General features: G+C 75.5%; 13 protein-coding genes. 4 read left to right on the top strand and 9 right to left on the bottom strand.

From position 1 onward, the window contains the following. Window positions 1–22 precede the first annotated feature (22 nt). From FB00_RS03255 to FB00_RS03245, 3 genes are read right to left on the bottom strand one after another with little or no spacing between them, the layout of a single operon-like run. Window positions 23–3685, bottom strand: coding sequence for an ATP-binding protein (locus FB00_RS03255; protein ID WP_047231415.1), 3663 nt, complete (start codon window positions 3683–3685; stop codon window positions 23–25). Next, window positions 3685–4449, bottom strand: a complete 765-nt coding sequence (locus FB00_RS03250) for a DUF4194 domain-containing protein (protein WP_064316318.1) — start codon at window positions 4447–4449, stop codon at window positions 3685–3687. The genes FB00_RS03255 and FB00_RS03250 overlap by 1 nt, the downstream gene beginning before the upstream one ends. Then, a complete protein-coding gene (locus FB00_RS03245; RefSeq protein WP_082140931.1) occupies window positions 4446–6146 on the bottom strand; it encodes a DUF3375 domain-containing protein in 1701 nt (566 codons plus the stop codon). Before FB00_RS03245 ends, FB00_RS03250 begins: the two co-directional genes overlap by 4 nt. A gap of 377 nt (window positions 6147–6523) precedes the next feature. Between FB00_RS03245 and FB00_RS03240 the strand changes: the two genes are divergently transcribed. After that, on the top strand, window positions 6524–7228 hold the full coding sequence (locus FB00_RS03240) for a vitamin K epoxide reductase family protein (RefSeq protein ID WP_231581685.1): 705 nt from the start codon (window positions 6524–6526) through the stop codon (window positions 7226–7228). Window positions 7229–7350: 122 nt separating this feature from the next. On the opposite strand, the gene FB00_RS03235 is transcribed toward FB00_RS03240, so the two are convergent. Continuing rightward, on the bottom strand, window positions 7351–8847 hold the full coding sequence (locus tag FB00_RS03235) for a S1 family peptidase (RefSeq protein ID WP_047231619.1): 1497 nt from the start codon (window positions 8845–8847) through the stop codon (window positions 7351–7353). A 118-nt stretch (window positions 8848–8965) separates the two neighbouring features. Further along, a complete protein-coding gene (locus FB00_RS03230) occupies window positions 8966–9937 on the bottom strand; it encodes a LysR family transcriptional regulator (protein WP_047231414.1) in 972 nt (323 codons plus the stop codon). An 87-nt stretch (window positions 9938–10024) separates the two neighbouring features. Between FB00_RS03230 and FB00_RS03225 the strand changes: the two genes are divergently transcribed. Beyond that, on the top strand, window positions 10025–10681 hold the full coding sequence (locus tag FB00_RS03225; protein WP_047231413.1) for a TetR/AcrR family transcriptional regulator: 657 nt from the start codon (window positions 10025–10027) through the stop codon (window positions 10679–10681). Between the two features lie 34 nt (window positions 10682–10715). Here the strand turns inward: FB00_RS03225 and FB00_RS03220 are convergent, their stop codons facing one another. The 4 genes from FB00_RS03220 to FB00_RS03205 all read right to left on the bottom strand — a co-directional run bounded on the left by FB00_RS03220 (window position 10716) and on the right by FB00_RS03205 (window position 14563). After that, complete coding sequence (locus tag FB00_RS03220; RefSeq protein WP_082140930.1) at window positions 10716–12359, bottom strand: DUF7059 domain-containing protein; 1644 nt, start codon at window positions 12357–12359, stop codon at window positions 10716–10718. A gap of 136 nt (window positions 12360–12495) precedes the next feature. Further along, a complete protein-coding gene (locus FB00_RS03215) occupies window positions 12496–13032 on the bottom strand; it encodes a hypothetical protein (protein ID WP_047231412.1) in 537 nt (178 codons plus the stop codon). Window positions 13033–13141: 109 nt separating this feature from the next. Beyond that, entirely contained in the window at window positions 13142–13759 is a 618-nt protein-coding gene (locus tag FB00_RS03210) for a hypothetical protein (protein ID WP_156186282.1), read from the bottom strand. 93 nt (window positions 13760–13852) lie between these two features. Next, window positions 13853–14563, bottom strand: coding sequence for a DUF981 family protein (locus FB00_RS03205; RefSeq protein ID WP_047231410.1), 711 nt, complete (start codon window positions 14561–14563; stop codon window positions 13853–13855). A gap of 134 nt (window positions 14564–14697) precedes the next feature. Here FB00_RS03205 and FB00_RS20890 point away from each other — a divergent pair, with 134 nt between their 5' ends. Together FB00_RS20890 and FB00_RS03195 are read left to right on the top strand one after the other, a co-directional pair. After that, the gene (locus FB00_RS20890; protein ID WP_052877402.1) at window positions 14698–15381 is read left to right on the top strand and encodes a TetR/AcrR family transcriptional regulator; all 684 of its coding nucleotides are present in this window, start codon (window positions 14698–14700) and stop codon (window positions 15379–15381) included. A gap of 136 nt (window positions 15382–15517) precedes the next feature. Further along, complete coding sequence (locus tag FB00_RS03195) at window positions 15518–17755, top strand: glycoside hydrolase family 3 N-terminal domain-containing protein (RefSeq protein ID WP_231581683.1); 2238 nt, start codon at window positions 15518–15520, stop codon at window positions 17753–17755.

The following is a 17755-nucleotide window of genomic DNA, read 5'->3' as shown; positions in this document are numbered from 1 at the left end:
TCTACCTCGGGCGACCGGGGCTCTACCTCGCGGCGGGCTCGGGCTCCGCCGCGGTCTCGAGTCCGGCGTCCGACGGCGGCGCCTCGCCGACCGTGCGACCGTCGCGGTACGCGGCGATCGACAGGGTCCGCAGGCGTGACGACCGGCCCGACGGGTTGTCCACGAACCCGACGGCCGAGATGTACGGCTCGATGACGTGGATCTTCTGCAGCGGCGTGACGATGAGCAGCTGGAGCCCCAGACGGCGGAACAGCTCGAGCGCGAAGCGCGTCGACTCGTCCGACCCCCGCCCGAACGCCTCGTCGATGACGACGAACCGGAACGCCGTCGACCGCACCGCGCCCCAGTCGAGCTTGAACTGGTAGGCGAGCGACGCCGCGAGCACGGTGTACGCGAGCTTCTCCTTCTGGCCGCCGGACTTGCCGCCGGAGTCGGAGTAGTGCTCGTGCTCGGAGTCGTCGGCGCGGGACCGCTCGGACGCGGAGAGCACGAACCAGTTGCGCACGTCGGTCACGCGGCGGCGCCACGCCTCGTCGAGGTCCGTCATGCCCTCGCGCCCGCGGAACCGCTCGACGAGCGCCTTGACCCGCAGGAACCGGTCCTCCGAGTACGACAGCGCGCCGTCGGCGAGCGACCCGTCGCCCTCGGCGAGCGCGCGGTCGTCCTCCGCGAGGATCCCGTCGCCGTCGGTGCACGCGCGCAGGTCCTGCTGGAACTCGCGCACCTCGAGGTTCGGCGTCCGCGACATCTCGAGCCGGATGTACCGGCCCGGGTTGTAGTCGATCGCGCGGAGCGAGTCGTTGATCGTGTCGATCCGGTCGCGGATGACGTCAGCCTGCTTGGCGAGCTCGGCCGCGAAGCCCGCGATGTCGCGGATCGCGTTGGTGTTGAGGTACGCCTTGAAGTCGGCCTCGAAGCGCGGCAGGTCGTCGCGGACGAGCCGGTCGTGGATCTCGCGATAGCCGTCGGCCGACCGCACGTCCGCGTCGAGCTCCGCCGTCTCCACCGGGTACGCCGAGCGGAAGGACGCCATCTGCCCCGCGACCCGGGTCCCGAGGTCGGCGCGCTCACGCTGCGCCTGCTCCGCCTCGGCCGTGAGCCGCGAGCGCACCGCGTTCTCGACGGCGTCCAGGTCGGCGGCCCGCGTCGGGCCGGTCGCGCCGTCCCCGTCGGCGGGCCCGACCGCCGCGAGCTCGCGGTCGAACTCCGCCGCGAGCGCCGCCGTCGTCTCCTCGTCGAGCGTCTCGCCCGCGCCGTCGAGCACCGCCCGTGCCCGCTCGCGCGCGGTGCGCGCCTCGTCGAGCGCGTGCCGGTCGGCGCCGAGCGTCGCGACGACGCGGTCGCGCTCGGCCTCCAGCTCGCCGTGGCGGCGCGCGTTGTCGTCGAGCAGGCCCGCGATCCGGCCGAGCTCGTCGCTCGCCTGCTCGAGGCGCCGCTTCTCCTCCGCGAGCTCCGCGATCCGCGCCGTCTCGGCGCCGCGGTCGAGCTCGTCCCAGTCGCGGTAGACGTCGAGCCGCCCGAGCGCGGCCGAGCGCGCCTGGAGCTCGCCGCGCACGGCGGCGGCCTCGTCGCGGCGCCGCGCGAGCGTGTCGCGCCGCGCGGTCACCTCGGCCGCCTGCTCCAGCAGCGCGTCGATCTTGGCCTGCGTCGACCACCCGAGCACGTAGCCGCGACGGTCGTCGACCGCACGCGTGTCGTTCTTCTCGTGGTGGTCGGGCGAGTGCTTCACCTGGCCCGCGCGCGTGATCGCGCGGGGCAGCCGGCGGAACGCGTCGAGGTCGGGCGCGCACGCGTGGTCCGCGCGCCGCTCCAGCTCAGTCTCGACCCACGCCGTGAGCGACGGCGCGTCGTCGAGGCGGCGCACGTCGAGCAGGTCGGCGAGCAGCGGGACGTCGTCGCGCGGCGCGGGCCGGGCGGCCGGCACGCGCTCGGGCACCCGGTGGTACACGAGCCGCAGGCCCAGGTGCTCGCGGTCGACCCACGCGGCGACGGCCTCGTAGTGCGCCGCCGGCACGAGGAGCGAGAGCGCGAAGCCGCGCAGCACGCGCTCGGCCGCGCCCTCCCAGTCGGCGTGCTCCGGGCGCACCGCGAGCAGCTCGCCGACGAACGGCACGTCGCCCGGCGCGAGCCCGACGGCGGCGCACAGCCGGTCACGGACCTCCAGGTGGGTGCGCGGCAGGTTGGAGCGGCGGTCGGCGAGGCTCGCGAGCTCGGCCTTGACGTCGGCGGTCTCCTGCTCGACGGCGCGCAGCTCCGCGGCGACCTCGCTCACCCGCTCCTCCGCCCGGGCGAGGTCGTCGCGCACGCGCACCGCGGCGTCGTCGGCCCGGCGCCGCAGCGCGGCGAACGCCTCGGCGTCGACGAGCGCGGCGGCCACGGCCGCCGCCCCGCCGCCGAACCCGGGGTCGTCGTCACCGCGGCCGCCGAACCCGGGGACGTCGCCGGGTTCGGCACCCCGGGGGGCGGTAACCCCGGGTTCGGCGCCGTCGGCGCCGCCGAGCGTGAGGCCCGCCGCGGCGGCGTAGCCCGCGAGCTGGGTGACGCGTCGCTCCCGCGCGGCGCGCTCGACCTCGCGGCGGGCGACCTCGCCCTCGATCGCGGCGAGCCGGTCACCGCCGTGCCCCGCGCGATCGAGCTCGAGCCGCTGGCGCTCGGCCGCGAGGAGTCCCAGCTCGTCGCCGACGCGCTGCCGGCGGGACTCGCCGTCCGCCACGCGCTCGTCGAGCGCGCCGATCAGCCCGTCGAGGTCGGCCACGCGGCGCGACGCCGTGAACGCGCGCAGCGCGTCGCGCCGGGCCACGAGCGCCGCGGACCGCTCCCCCAGCGCGTCGTGCGCGTCGCAGTCCGTGAGCAGCGGCGCGAGGCGCTCGATCTGCGCGGTGGCGCGCACGACGGCGTCGTGCGCGCTCGTGAGGTCGTCGAAGTGCGCGACGAGCCGGTCGGTCCAGCGGTCCGCGTCGAACGGCTCGAGCATGTGCTCGCGCACGAACTCGCCGAGGTCGCCGACCGACTTCATGGACACGGTCTGGTGGAACAGGTCCATCGCCTGCTCCGACGGGATGCCCAGCAGGCGGCGGAAGTCGCGCCCGTACTCGGGGAAGTGGTCGCGCACCTGGGCTCCGGACTCGCGCAGCCGGCGCCGCAGCGCCGCCACGTCGCCGCCGAACCCGGCGAAGTCCTCGGTGATCGTCAGCGACCGGTCGGCCGTGACGAAGAACCGGTCCGGCTGGCCCGACTGCCCCGGGGCGAGCCAGAACACCTGGGCGAGCGTGACCTCCTGGTCGAACCCCCGGTTGGAGAACCGGCCCAGCACCACCGAGTACGTGCCGCGCTCGCGCAGGCCGACGTGGCGCGTCGTGCCCGTGGCCTCGTCGCGCTCGGACTTGTAGTGCCCCGCGACGTACGAGCGCAGGGACCGCTCGCGCGCGCCCGCGCCCGCCGCCTTGTTGTAGGAGATGCGGTGCGACGGCACGAGCAGCGTCGTGACGGCGTCGACGATCGTCGACTTGCCCGACCCGATGTCGCCCGTGAGGAGCGCGTTGCGGCCGTCGAGGTCGAACGCCCACACGCGCTGGTCGAACGTGCCCCAGTTGAGCACCTCGAGCCGCTCGAGGCGGAAGCCCGCCCGGGCGTCGAGGTCCGCCGCCGGGTCGTGCAGCTCGACCGCGCTGAACAGGCCCTCCATCACGCCACCGTCCTCGTCGTCGTGCCTGCGCTCGTCGCTGCACTCGCCCCCGTGCTCGTGCCGGTGCCCGCCGTGCCCGACGCCGTCCCGCGCGCCCCGCCGTCGGCGGCGAGCTCCAGGTACTGCGCGAGGCGTGCGTCGAAGTCCGCGAGCCACTGGGCGTCCACGAACGCCTTGAGGATGCGGCGCACCTCGTACCGCCGCGCGTCCCCCGCGGCCGGGTCGCCGTCCTCGACCGGGGCGGCCCCGCCGTCGGGCGCACCGTCCGGGTCGGGACGGCCCGCGGGACGCAGGAAGCCCAGCTCCACGACGCGCCGCACCAGACCGTCGACCCGGTCGACGAGCCGCGCCTCGTTGGCGGCGGCGCCGGCGTCCTGCGCGAGGAAGACCCGCAGCAGGTCGACGATCTCCGTGCGCGCGAGCACGAGGCGCGTCTCGCCGCCCTCGGAGTCCGCCTGCGCGAGCCGCTTGCGCAGCAGCGCGAGCAGCAGGCTCACGTCGAACGGCAGCTCGCGGCGCGGGATCAGGCGGGGCACGCGCTCGTCGCGCTCGTGCTCGGGCTGCGAACGCAGGTAGGCGTAGCCGTCGCCCTCGTCGACGACGACCTGCAGGCCCATCATCGCGACGGTGTCGCGCACCTGGGCCTCGCGCGCGAGCAGGTCGCGCCACAGCGCCTCGCCGGACTCGCGGTAGACGACGCCCTTGAGCAGCGACGTCACGACGACGGACAGCTCCGGGTCGCGCGCGGTGCGGGTGGTGCTCACGGGGTCTCCTCCGGGGCGGGGTCGGCGGTGTCGTGAAGGTGCTCGTCGCGTGGGGTCGCGGGCGGGCGGTGCGGGACAGGGTCGCGCGGCGCCGGCGGGACCCCGCCGGCCGCCCCTGTGCGCCGCGCGTAGGTGACGCGGGGCAGGCGCGCGACGCGCACCACCGGGTCCGGCGCACCGTCGTCGGCGACCGGCCCGCTCGGGGCCTCGCCCTCCCAGCGCACCTCGTCGGTGCGCTCGTCGTCGTGCACGACGACGAAGCGCGGGTCCTCGAGCGACAGGTACGTCACGAGCTCGGCCAGGCCGTGCTCGAGCGGCGCCGCCTCGAGCAGGTCGGCGAGCGCGACCTCCCCCGGTCCGCCCGGGGCGGTGAGCGTCGCCCGGACCGTGCGCGCGAGCCGCTCGGGGTCCACGTGCACCTGGTCGTAGAGGGCGTCGACCTCGAAGTCGTCGTCGCCGGCCTCGACGTGGTCGGAGTCGAGCCGGGCCGTGGGTCGCGGCGTGAACAGCGGCCGCTCCGTCGGCAGCACGACGTCCGGAGCGACGGCATCGATCGCCATGCCGGGCGGGCCGCCCGGTCCGCGGCGGACGTCGCGCGCGGCGAGCGCCTTCGCCTCGACGCCGCGCAGGATGTCCATGACGCGGCGGTTCTCCAGCCACACCTGGTCGTCGAGGAAGCGGCGGAGCTGCTCCGAGAGCGTCCGCACGGTCGCCTGCGTGCGCTCGCCGGCGTCGAGCCAGTCGTAGTGGACGCGCCGCAGCCGGCGGTGCTCCTGCTCCCGTGCCGCCGCGTCCGTCGCGGCGGCGTCCGGGACCGGGCCGGGGGCCCCCGGGGCCGGCCGGACGACGTCGGGCGCGATCGCGTCGAGGGACTGCACGCGCTCGACGAGCGCGGCGAACTCCTCCTGGCGGCGGCGGTCGAGCAGGAAGTCGTAGAAGGCGTGGAACGACCGGCCCTGGTCGGACTCGGCGATGGCCGTGCGCGACCGCACGACCTCCTCCAGCAGCTCGCCCTTGGCGCCGTCCCAGCCGGTGATGCGCTCGCGCAGCTCGCGGTCGAGCGAGCGGAAGTTCGCCTCGACCTCGCGGAAGTCGGAGAGCAGGTCGGCCGCGGTCTGCGTGAGCTGCTGGTAGCGGTCGCGCTGCGCCGCGGCGTCGAGCACGGCCACGCGTCCGGCGCGCACCTGCGCGATCTCCTCGTCGATCGCGGCGCGTCGCTCCTCGAGCTCGCGCAGGCGCTCGGCAGGGTCGGTCTGCGTCCCGACGGCGAGCTGGCGCAGGAGCTCGAAGACGGTGTTGAGCCGTGACTCCGTACCCACGAACCCGCGCCCGCGCAGCGACGCGACCCAGCGCACCGCCTGCTCGACGGCGGGCGTCGCGTCGTAGTGCGGCTCGCCGGAGCCCGGCGGGTACCAGGCGCGCAGCCACCCCTGGTCCGGGTGGGCCCAGTGGTCGACGTATGCCTGCGGGGCGCGCGGGTAGCGGGGTTCCGAGCCGGACGCCCGGGCGGACCGGCCGTCGACCGCCCACAGGTGGTCGTCGAGCCGCGCGACGAGCTCGCTCTCGGGGATCGCGCGCACGTTGTCCTCGACGAACAGCGAGCCGAGGAACGACAGCACGAGCGGCGCCGTGTCCGCGCGCAGGAGCCGCCACGCCGCGCTCGACCGTCGCAGGGTGTCGACGTCGTCGTGCTGCACGCAGGTCCTCTCGGGGGGCTCGGGCCGGTCGGCGCCGCGGGGAGCGCGGGGCGCCCCCAGATCTTAGGCGGGGACGCCCGCACCGCCGGGACGACCCACCGGGGGTCGGCACCCGAAGCGACGGCGAGCGCTGCGTCCGTGCGCGACGGATGCGTCCGCGGACGCAGCGCTCGAGCGGGAGCGCATCGCTCGGCAGCGGCCTGAGCGCGGGGCCAGGATCCGGGACCATGGTCCCTGTCGGCGGCGGGTGCGTGCTTCGTACCCTGGGTGCGGCGCCGAGCCGGCAGCGCGCCCACCCTGCCGGCCGGCGCCACCTTCTGCCCGCCCGCCGGGGCGTCCCCCGACCCGGCGGGGCCCCGCGGACCCGAGGACCGCCCGTGACCGGAACGACCACCGCCCTGACGGACGACGCGCGACCGGGCGACCGGGCGCCGTCGGGCACGGAGCGGGTGCAGGACGCGGGGTTCGACCCGTTCGTGAGGCCGACCGGCTGGACCCACTCCCGCGGCGCGCTGTTCGGCGAGATGCTGCTGTTCGGCCTGCTCAGCCTCACCGCGGCGTTCGTGCTCTCGTACGACGCCGTGCTCCTCGCCGCCAACCCCACCGCCACGCTCTCGTGCGACGTCAACACCGTGCTGTCGTGCGGGACGGTCGCGCAGTCGTGGCAGGCACAGGTGTTCGGCTTCCCCAACGCGTTCCTCGGGCTGATCGCGGAGCCGATCGTCATCACGACGGCGGTCGCGGCGCTGGGCGGGACGCGGTTCCCCCGCTGGTTCCTCTTCGCCGCCCAGTGCGTGTACTTCCTCGGGGTGGTGTTCGCCTACTGGCTCTTCTACCAGTCGATGTTCGTCATCGGCGCGCTGTGCCCGTGGTGCCTGCTCATCACGGTCTCGACCACGCTCGTCTTCGCGTCGCTCCTGCACTGGAACGTCCTGGAGGACAACCTGTACCTGCCGCGGGCCGCGCAGGCACGGATGCTCGGCTTCGTCCGCTCGGGGGCCTACGGGTACCTGGTGGCCGCGTGGCTCGTGGGGCTCGCGATCCTCGTGGTGCTCAAGTACGGCCCGGCGCTGCTGGCCTGACGACCCCCGCGCGCGGCGAGCCGCGACCACGTCCCTGCACGCCGCCGAGCACGAGGCTGCTCCCGGACAGAGGACGGGAAGAACGGCAACCTCGTGCTCGGCGATCGGACGGTCAGGACGCGTCAGGGGGTCGTGGCCCCCAGCGAGTAGGCACCGGAGCCCGCGTACGCGTGCACGACGAACCGGTAGTAGCCCGCCGCGCCGCTGTAGGTCAACGACTCGTTCGCCCCCGGCGACGTGGACTGCGCGACCGAGACCCACGACGACCCGTTCCACTTCTGGAGGTACAGGTCGTAGTCGGTGCCGGCCGGGCCGGTCACGCAGCCGCGGTGGGAGCCCGCGGTCGCGGCCGTGTAGTAGGACCCGTTCGGCTGGACGGCCGTCGCCCCGGCAGAGAGCGTCCCGGAGTACGTCCGGGCATAGCCGGTGCAGCCCGTCGGCGGCTCGGGGTTGCCGCCCCCGCCGTCGCTCGTGACGAGCGTGAGCCCGTACGCGGACAGGATCTCGCCCACGGGCTGGAAGTAGGTCGTGCCGCCGGAGGAGCAGTTGCCCGACCCGCCCGACGTCACGCCCTGCGCCTGGTTGCCCGCGACGAGCGAGCCGCCGGAGTCGCCCGGCTCGGCGCACACGTTCGTGCGGATGAGCCCGCTCACGGTGCCCTGCGGGTAGGTGACCGAGGCGTTGTACGCCTGCACCGTCCCGCAGTGCCAGCCCGTCGTGGAGCCCGACCGGCAGACCGACGCGCCGACCGGCGCCTGCGTCGCCCCGGCCACGGCCACGCGGCCGCCCGCGTAGTTGTTCACCGCGCCCACCGGCGTGTTGCCCGCGTCGACCTGGACCCAGGCGTAGTCGTTGCCGGGGAAGCTCGACCCCCGGAACGTGCCGGCCGGTCCCGACGTGCGCGCGCCGGTCGAGCCGCAGTGCCCGGCCGTGACGAACCCGCCCTGGACCGCGAACCCGACGGAGCAGCGGCTGCCGCTGCCGATCGTGTAGGCGTTCCCGCCCACGACGTCGATCAGCGGGCGCGGTGTCTCCGCCGTCTCCTCGTACGCCACCGCGTCCGCGGGCACGCCCGCCGCGGCGACCTGCGCGGCGACGTCGGCCTCGCCGCCGTCGCGCACGGAGACGACGACGCGGTTGCGCGTCACGTCGACGTACCAGCCCGGCAGCGCTGCCGGGTCGTCGGCGAGCGCGCCGTCGAGGGCCGCCCGCCAGGTCTCGAGGTCGGCGAGCGTGTGGTCCACGGTCACCGCGGTGGCGCCCTCGGCCCGCACCGCGCGGGCGTCGGCGGCGTCGGTGACGCCGACGTAGAGGACGTTCGCGCCGTCGTCGACCCAGGCGCCGGCGTAGTCGGCGCCCAGACGACGCTCGAGCGCCGCCTCGGTGCCCGCGGCGTCGGACTGGAAGGCGAGCCGCGTCCGTGCGTCCCGCGCGCTGAGACCCAGGTCGCGCTGGAGCGCGCGCTCCAGGCCGGGGGTCGTCTTGGGGACCGCGCGCACCGTCGCGCGCTGGTCCTCGGGGGCGGGCGTGTCCGCGACGGCGTGCGTCGCGGCCGCGCCCGTCAGGAGCGTCGCGGCGGCGGTGACCGCGGCGATCCTCCTGCGGAGTGGTCGTGTCATGTCGTCCATTCCCTTCGCCGGGCCCGGGTGGCCCGGTCGAGGGCCACGCTAGGAAGACGCCCAGGGCGCGCCCAGATCACGATCAGGTCATACGCGGGCGCTATGTGCGGGAGCGCCCCTACGCGATCTCCACCGGGTGCTCGGCGCGCCAGCGCCGGTAGCGCGGCGAGCGCTGCACCGCGTCGCGGTGGGCCCCCGCGGCGGCGCGCTCGATGACGTCCACCGGCAGGCGCTCCGCCGCGTCGCGGCGCCATCCCACGTGGTGCGTCCAGCGCAGCGGGGCCCCGTCGAGGGCGACCGTCCGCACGCCCGGCGCGTCGAGCAGCACGGGCTGGACGAGCGCGACCGCGTGTCCCCCGCGCACCTGGTCGATGCACGACGTCCGGTCCGACTCCCCCATCGCCCGCGGCGTGAACCCCGCCCGGACGCACGCGCTCACGAAGCACCGCTCGAAGCACCCGCTGCCCGGAGCCGTGAGCCACAGCGCGTCGGCGAGCTCGCCGAGCCCGACGGCGTCCCGCGTCGCGACCGGGTGGTACTCGTCGACGAGGACGAACACGGGGTCCGTCGACACCGCCGTCCACACGAGCCCTCCGTCGGTCGGCGGCGACGCGTCGTCGCACATGCCGACCAGCGCGACGTCGAGGGTCCCGCTCGCCAGCCGCTCCGCCGTCTCCTCGACCGCCCACGACGTCGCCGTGGTGACGAGGAGGTCGTCGACCCCGAGGGCCGCGGGCAGCGCCGCGTGCAGGCGGCTCGCGAACAGCCCGCCGATCGCGGAGCTCACCGTCCCCACGCGGACGGAGCCCGCCGTCGCCCGGTCGCTCACGTGCCGCCGCGCGTCGTCGACGAGCGCCGCCATCGCGGGCAGCACGACGCGCGCGTGGCGCAGCACCAGCTCGCCGAGCTCGGTCGGGCGCGCTCCCTGGCGGTCGCGCGTGAACACGCACCCACCCAGCGCGCGGTCGATCCGGTTGAGCTGGGCGGTGAGGGCAGGCTGCGCGAGACCGAGCGACGCCGCCGCCTTGGTCACGCTGCCCGACTCGGCCACCACCACGATCATGCGCAGGTGACGCACCTCGAGGTCCATGCGACCTGAACGTATCGGTGCGGCCCAGCCCTGTCTCGCCGCGGTCCCGCCGGTCTCCGGGACCACGCGAGCGCATAGGCTGCCCCCGTGAGCGCCGACGACGACGCAGGCGTCCCCCCGACCCCGGGCTCCCGCGGTCGGGGCGGCCGTCGCCGCCAGGAGATCCTCGACGTGGCCGCGGCGGCGTTCGCGACGCGCGGCTACCACGGGGCCTCGCTCGCCGAGATCGCCGACGAGGTCGGGATCTCCGCGCCCGCGATCCTCCACCACTTCCGGACCAAGGAGGGGCTGCTCACCGCGCTCCTCCACGCGCGCGACGCCGAGGACGCGGACGGCGACGACGGTCCCGCCCGCGCGTCGTCCCGTCCGCACGGGCTCGCCTACCTCGACCACCTCGTCGCCACGGTCGCGCGCAACGTCGCGCGGCCGGGCATCACCCAGCTCTACGCGGTCCTGTCCGCCGAGTCCGTCACCGACGGCCACCCCGCCCAGCAGTGGTTCCGCGACCGCTACGTGGGCCTGCGCGCCCTGGTCGAGCGCGCGCTGGAGGAGGCCCTGGAGCGCGGCGAGGTGCACGTGGGCACCGACGTCGAGCAGACCGCGGCCGCGATCGTCGCCGTCATGGACGGGCTCCAGGTCCAGTGGCTCCTGGACCCCGACCGCGTCGACATGGTCGCCGTGACGCGGCGCACGATCGACGCGCTGGTCGCCGCGCTCGGGGCGGCCCCCGCCGGACGCCCCTGACCGCGGGACGCCGACGGCGCCGCGGCCACCGCTCTCAGCCGACCGCGGTCAGGAAGCCGTCGCGCACGAGGCCCCGCACGGTCGGCAGCAGCTCGCCCGCGAGGTCGTCCGCCGGCACCTCGAAGAGCGCGGCGATCGCCCCGACGAGCTGCCCGACCGTGAGCTCGCCGTCGCTCGCCCCGACGAGCGCGGCGAGCCCCGTCGACGCCTGGACGGCCCGCCCGAACCCGTCGCCCTGACGCAGCAGGACGACCGAGGGGTCGGGAGCGCCCGGCGTGTGGAACCGCTCCTCGGTCACGTCGGGCGCGACGGCGAGGCGCGCGCCCGCGAGCGCGGCGTCGTCGCGGGCCGTGAGCCAGTCGTGCGCGGCGAGCGCCGCCGCGAGGTGCCCCCCGAGGGGCTGGCGGACCGGCCCGGTGCGCTCCTCGAGCCGACGCAGGCCGGGACGCGCGCCGTCGAGCGGGCGTCGCAGCGTCACGATCCCGAACCCGACGGCCTCCACGTCGCGGGCCGCGAAGTCGTCGAGCCACGCGGCGTAGGCGGCCGCCCACGCCGCGGGCTCCCGCTCCGGGGTCGTGCCGCCGTCACGGATCCACGTCTCGGCGTACTCGGCCGGGTCCTGCACCTCGCGCTGGACCACCCAGCCGTCCAGCCCCGCCGCGTCGAGCCAGGCCCCGACGCGCTCGTCCCACGGGATACCGCGCCGGTGCTCCCAGTTACCGAGGAGCTGCGCCACGCCACCGGGCGCGAGCACCGCGCCGACGCCCGTCACGAGGTCGCGCACGACGTCGTCGCCCGCCCGCCCACCGTCGCGGTACTCGTAGTCGGGCAGGGCGTCCGCACCGTCGCGCCCGCCACGCGGGGTGATGACGAACGGCGGGTTCGACACGACCAGGTCGAACCGCTCGCCCGCCACGGGCTCGAGCATCGACCCTGCGCGGAGCTCGATCGGCGTGCCGGGCCTCGCCACCCCGGCGTCGGGCACCGTGCTGGTCGCCACGTTGAACGCCGTGTTGAACGCTGTGAAGCCCAGGGCGCGGCGCGAGATGTCGGTGCCGACGACCGACCGCGCGTGCCGCGCGGCGTGCAGGGCCTGGATCCCGCAGCCCGTCCCGAGGTCGAGCACCCTCCCGACCGGGGTCCGGACCGTCACCTGCGCGAGCGTCAGGGACGCCCCGCCCGCGCCCAGCACGTGGTCCGGGGCGAGCCGGCGGCCCGTCGCGAGCTCGCCCAGGTCCGACGACAGCCACCACGTCACCGGACCCGCCGCGTCCGATGCCGCGTAGGGCCGCAGGTCCACGACGGCGCGCACGGCGTCGTCGTCGGCCGCGCCCGCGGCCTCGACCAGCCCGAGCCGCCGCGCGCCGTCGACCCCCGTGCGCCCGAGGGCCGCGTCGAGCGCGGCGCGCGGGACGTCGTCGCCCAGGACGAACAGCGCGGCCAGGGCGGCCGCGGGGTCGGACTCGCGGCCCCGCAGCGCGCGCCGCGCCGGCACGGCCTGCTCGCGGTGCAGCGCGGCCGAGGCCACCGGGCCGAGCACCCGCTCGACGCCGTCGACCGTGAATCCCGCCGCCGCGAGGTCCTCGCGCAGCGTCGCCGCGGCGACCGCGAGCTCCGCCGGCGCCAGGCCCGCACCGGGCGGGGCCGGGCTCACGACGACGTCCGGCGGGGCGGGCATGGAGGAGGCAGGGGCGGCGTCGGCGGGAGGCATGGGTCCATCCTGGCGGATCAGCACGGCGACGGCCGGTCCGGCCCCGGACGCACCGGACCCCGGCGCGCCGAGGCGGGCCGGGGTCCGGTGGGAGCAGGGGACGTCAGCAGTTCTGCGTGCCGTACACCGCGACGTTCTGCGCGGAGGTCTGGAACGTCTCGTCGGTCATGGCCGACGTGATGGCGGACATGTCGGCGCTGGCCGGGTCGTCGACCGCGGTCTTGAGCGTGTCGGTGAGCTGGCGGAAGACGCCGGTCACGTTGTCCCAGTCGGCGCTGATCTCGGCGGGAGCCTCGGCAGCCTCGAGCGACGCGGTGAACGTCTCGAACTCGGTCACGGCGCCGGCAGGGTCGCTGGTGTCGATCGAGCCGAGCGAGCTCTGGGCGTCGATGAGGGTCTCGTAGGCCGTGCAGAAATCGCCCGACGCCTCGGCGTCGCCGGACTCCTCCTCCGTGGGCTCCTCCGACTCGGTGGTGTCGCTGGCCTCGTCCTCGGCCGGGGTCGTCTCCTCCGACGCGGTGGTCTCGGAGTCGGTGCTCGCGTCGTCGCCCGAGCCGCCGCAGGCGGCCAGGCCGAGCACCAGCAGGGCGCTCGTCGCGAGGGCGGTCGTGGTCTTCGTGATCGTCAGTCGGTTGCGCATGGGACCCATGGTTTCCCATGTCGGTGCCTCGCGCGCCCCCAAACCGCCGAGGTGGGGAGCCCTCCCCATGTGTCGAGCGCCACCGGGTGAAAAGACCGCCGTGCCCCGGTCAGCGCGCGCAGCCCGCCCGGAAGTAGTCCGTGACGGCCTGCGACGACGTCGTGAGCGCGGCCGTGTCGATGCGTCGCCCGACGCGGTCGATCGCCCGGGACAGCTCGCCCGTGTCGCGCGCGCCGGTCGCCTCGACCTCGTCGGCGATCATCGTGAGATAGGTCGTCACGACGGCCCAGTCGCGGGCGATCTCGCCCGGTGGCGTGGCCCCGGTGAGCGCGTCCCGCGCCGTCGTGAAGCCCTCGACGAGCGCCTCGGGGTGCTCGACGGTGAGGTTGACCTGCGCCTTGGCCGCGGCCCCCCACGCGACCTCCGCGTCCCGGCAGACCGGGTCGACGACGGTCGGGGCGGCGGGATCCGCCGTCGTGCCCTCGTCCCCGTCCCCCGGCTCGGCCGCCCCGTCGTCGGGCACGGCCCCCGGGGTGTCGGCACCGCCGCCGTCCACCGGGGCGGCGTCGTCGCCCTCCGCCGCGGCGGGCGGGGACGGTGCGGCGGCGGGTGCGGCCTCGGGCAGCGACACGACGTCGAACGCGCCGCTCGCGACGACGGCGAGGCAGAGCCCGGCGACGACGGCGAGGACCGCGGCGTGTGCCACGACGCGCACCGGTGATTGCATGGCCCTATGATGACGCCTCGCGCGCGCGAGGCGAACCCCGCGAGCCGTCCCGGCCCACGGGGTCCTGTCCCGCCGCTCGGCGTCGGCCCGTCGTCAGCCCATCGTGTTGACGATGAGCCCGATGTGGGTGAAGAAGTTCATGGCGCCGAACAGCAGGAACGCCACCCCGGACAGGCCCCAGGCCCACCCGATGACGGTTCGGACGGCGCGGCGACCGGAGCGCACCGCGAACGGGAAGAGGATCGCCCCGACGCCGACGAGCGCGATCAGCCCGGACATGAAGATCGCCTCGACGAGCGGGTAGGCGGCGAACGCGCCCGAGATGGGCTCCTCCGGCGGTGCGGCGAAGAGCTGGTACGTCACGCCCGCGATCGCGATGGCGACGAGCCCGAGGCCCATGCCGAGCACGAACACCGAGACGGGGCGGGCCACGGCCTGGAGGTGCTCGGTCGCGTCCGCGCGCTCGAGCGCCGCGCGACCGCGCGTCCACAGGTAGAACGCCGCCGCGAGCAGCAGCACGCCGAACGCGAGGCTCGTCTCGCCGAAGATGATGTTGTCGAACGGGAAGCCCCCCGCGGCGAGCGGCCACGTGAGCGTCATGTGCAGCCCCGTCGCCGTGAGGATCGAGCCGAGCACCCCGAACGCGAGCGACCACCCCTCGACGACGACCTTCCCCGGCGACCGCAGCAGCTCACGGCCGAGCATGACCAGCAGGATCAGCCCGGCGCCGACGGCGACGGACATCACGGTGTTGTAGGTGGGCATCTGCGCCCAGTCGATGACGAGCCCCTCGGCGGCGACCATCTCTGTCCACTCCTCGTTCGTTCCCACGAGCCGCACTCACGACTCGTGGGCAAGAACCATACGCACGTATAGGTTATTCCCCGGGGTGGCCGCACGTCCCCCGGCAGGAGCGACCGCCTCACTACGATGGCCCCGTGGACGACGGAGCGGGCACCATCGACCGGGCAGAGCGGCGCGACGGGGAGAACGCCGGAGCCGGGGCGACGCGCGAGACGCTCCACGACCCGGCGCACGGCGCGCGAGCCACGGTGCAGGGACGCAGCGCGCAGCGGCAGCGCGCGATGGTCGAGGCGGCGGCGCACCTGCTCATCGAACAAGGATTCGGGGCCGTGACCCACCGCCAGGTGGCGCGCGCTGCGGGCGTGCCGCAGGGCTCGGCGTCGTACTACTTCCCGACGAGCGCGTCGCTGGTCTCGACGGCGGTCGAGGCCGCGGAGGACGTGCGCGCGACGGCGGCGCAGGAGCGGGCGGACGCGCTGACGCGAGAGCCTCGCTCGAGCGCGGCGACGGCGCGCGAGCTGATCGAGACGCTGTACGCGCCGCACGTGGACGACACGGTGGTCGACGTGCGGCTGGACCCGATGCTCACGGCGATGCGCGACCCTGTGCTGCGGCCGATCATGCGCGCGTCGCGGCCGCGTCTGCTCGCGGCGGCACGGAGCGTGCTGGACGCGTCGGGGCACGCGCACGTGACGGACGTCGACCTGGTGGCGCACGTGGTCGACGCGGCGCTGCTCTCCGCCGCGGCGGCGGAGGACGGGCGCGTGCTGGACCATGCGACGGAGACGGTCGCGCGCTTCCTGGACCACTGGCACTGATCGCTCAAACTTACTTACCGGTTATTCAGTTTTACCGGTAGAGTGGCCGCGCCCGGGCTCCCGAGCGCGTCGGTGGCGACCCGCCCGGCGCGCACCGCCCCGGGGAACCGTCGCCGTCGCCGTGGAAGGACCGTCCGTGAGCACCCTCCCCTACCTCGACCCCGCTCTGCCCGTGGCCGACCGCGTCGAGGACCTCCTCGCGCGGATGACGCTCCCCGAGAAGGTCGGGCAGATGCTCCAGCTCGACGCGCGCGACGGCGTCGGGCCGGCGGTCCTGGACAAGCACGCCGGGTCGCTGCTGCACACGTCCCCGCAGAACGTGGTCGAGGCTCACGCGCTCACGGGTCAGACCCGGCTCGGCATCCCCCTGCTCGTCGCCGAGGACTGCATCCACGGCCACTCCTTCTGGGTCGGCGCGACGATCTTCCCCACGCAGCTCGGCATGGCCGCCACGTGGGACCCCGAGCTCGTCGAGCAGGTCGCGCGCGCCACGGCGGTCGAGGTCGCCGCGACCGGCGTCCACTGGACGTTCTCCCCCGTGCTGTGCATCGCGCGCGACCTGCGCTGGGGGCGCGTCGACGAGACGTTCGGCGAGGACCCGTACCTCATCGGCGAGCTCGCGTCGGCGATGGTGCGCGGGTACCAGGGCGACGGCCTCGCGGACCCGACCGGGATCCTCGCGACCGCCAAGCACTTCGCCGGCTATTCCGAGACCCAGGGCGGCCGCGACGCGAGCGAGGCCGACATCTCGCCGCGCAAGCTCCGGTCCTGGTTCCTGCCCCCGTTCGAGCGCGTCGCGCGCGAGGGCTGCGCGACGTTCATGCTCGGCTACCAGTCCATGGACGGCGTGCCCGTCACCGTCAACGGCTGGCTGCTCGACGACGTCCTGCGGGGCGAGTGGGGCTACACGGGCACGCTCGTCACCGACTGGGACAACGTCGGCCGCATGGTCTGGGAGCAGCACATCCAGCCCGACTACGTGCACGCCTCCGCCGCCGCCGTGCGCGCGGGCAACGACATGGTCATGACCACGCCGAAGTTCTTCGAGGGCGCGCTCGAGGCGGTCGCGCGCGGCCTCGTGGAGGGGGCCGCGATCGACGCGGCCGTGCGTCGCATCCTCACGCTCAAGTTCCGGCTCGGGCTGTTCGAGGACCCGCGGCGTCCCGACGTCGCGCGCCAGGAGGCCGTCATCGCGTCGGCGGAGCACACCGCCGTCAACCTCGAGGTCGCGCGGCGCTCGCTCGTCCTGCTCACGAACGACGGCACGCTCCCCTTCACGGGCGGGCGCACGGTCGCCGTCGTCGGGCCCAACGCGGACGACGACCACACGCAGCTCGGCGACTGGGCCGGCGCGTCGGGCCAGGCCGACTGGCTGCCCGACGGCCACCCGCGCGAGATGACCACGACCGTGCTCGACGGCTTCCGCGCCCTCGTCCCCGAGGACTGGACGGTCACGCACGCGCGCGGCGCCGACATCCTCACGCTCGAGCCGGACCCCGAGGGCGAGCTGTTCCCCGACGGCCAGCCGCGGCCGCAGGTCGTCGTGCCCGCCGAGCCCGACGACGCGCTGATCGCCGAGGCCGTGGCCGCGGCGCGCGACGCGGACCTCGTCGTCGCCGTCGTCGGCGACCGGATCGAGCTCGTCGGCGAGGGCAAGTCGACGGCGACGCTCGAGCTCGTCGGCGGCCAGGTCGCCCTGCTCGACGCGCTCGTCGCGACCGGCACCCCCGTCGTGGTCGTCGTCGTCGCGTCCAAGCCGCTCGTGCTCCCGCCGTCCGCCCACGCGGCGGCCGCGATCGTCTGGGCTGCGAACCCGGGCATGCGCGGCGGCCAGGCCGTCGCGGAGCTCGTGCTCGGGCAGATCGAGCCGGAGGGCCGGCTCCCGATCTCGTTCGCCCGCCACGCCGGCCAGCAGCCCACGTACTACAACGTGGTCCGCGGCCAGCACGGCGACCGGTACGCCGACCTCACCCAGAGCCCCGCGTTCGCCTTCGGCGAGGGCCTGAGCTACACGACGGTCGACTACGCGGACCTGCGCGTCCTCGGCTCGGTGCACGGACCCGACGACGTCGTGCGCGCCCAGGTCACGCTCACCAACACCGGCACGCGGCCCGTCCGCGAGACCGTGCAGGTCTACGTGAGCGACACGGTCACGTCCGTGACGTGGGCCGAGAAGGAGCTCAAGGCGTACCGCAAGGTCGCGCTCGCACCGAGAGAGCGGGTGACGGTCGACCTCGAGGTGCCCGTCGCGGACTGCACGCTCGTCGACGCCCAGGGCCGCCGGGTCGTCGAGCCCGGCGAGTTCGAGCTCCGCGTCGGCCCGTCGTCCCGCGAGGACGCGCTCCTGCGCGCGCCGTTCACCGTCAAGGGCTGA

Origin of the sequence: Cellulosimicrobium funkei (assembly GCF_001019615.1) — a bacterium.
GTDB lineage: Bacteria > Actinomycetota > Actinomycetes > Actinomycetales > Cellulomonadaceae > Cellulosimicrobium > Cellulosimicrobium cellulans_E.
The sequence above is the reverse complement of the archived record's forward strand: the minus strand, read 5'-3'. Positions and strand labels throughout refer to the sequence as shown.

Coding starts and splice junctions, on each gene's coding strand:
- FB00_RS03255 (WP_047231415.1), bottom strand. CDS start 3,685: ATGGAGGGCCTGTTCAGCGCGGTCGAGCTGCACGACCCGGCGGCGGAC.
- FB00_RS03235 (WP_047231619.1), bottom strand. CDS start 8,847: ATGACACGACCACTCCGCAGGAGGATCGCCGCGGTCACCGCCGCCGCG.
- FB00_RS03230 (WP_047231414.1), bottom strand. CDS start 9,937: ATGGACCTCGAGGTGCGTCACCTGCGCATGATCGTGGTGGTGGCCGAG.
- FB00_RS03220 (WP_082140930.1), bottom strand. CDS start 12,359: ATGCCCGCCCCGCCGGACGTCGTCGTGAGCCCGGCCCCGCCCGGTGCG.
- FB00_RS03215 (WP_047231412.1), bottom strand. CDS start 13,032: ATGCGCAACCGACTGACGATCACGAAGACCACGACCGCCCTCGCGACG.
- FB00_RS03210 (WP_156186282.1), bottom strand. CDS start 13,759: ATGCAATCACCGGTGCGCGTCGTGGCACACGCCGCGGTCCTCGCCGTC.
- FB00_RS03205 (WP_047231410.1), bottom strand. CDS start 14,563: ATGGTCGCCGCCGAGGGGCTCGTCATCGACTGGGCGCAGATGCCCACC.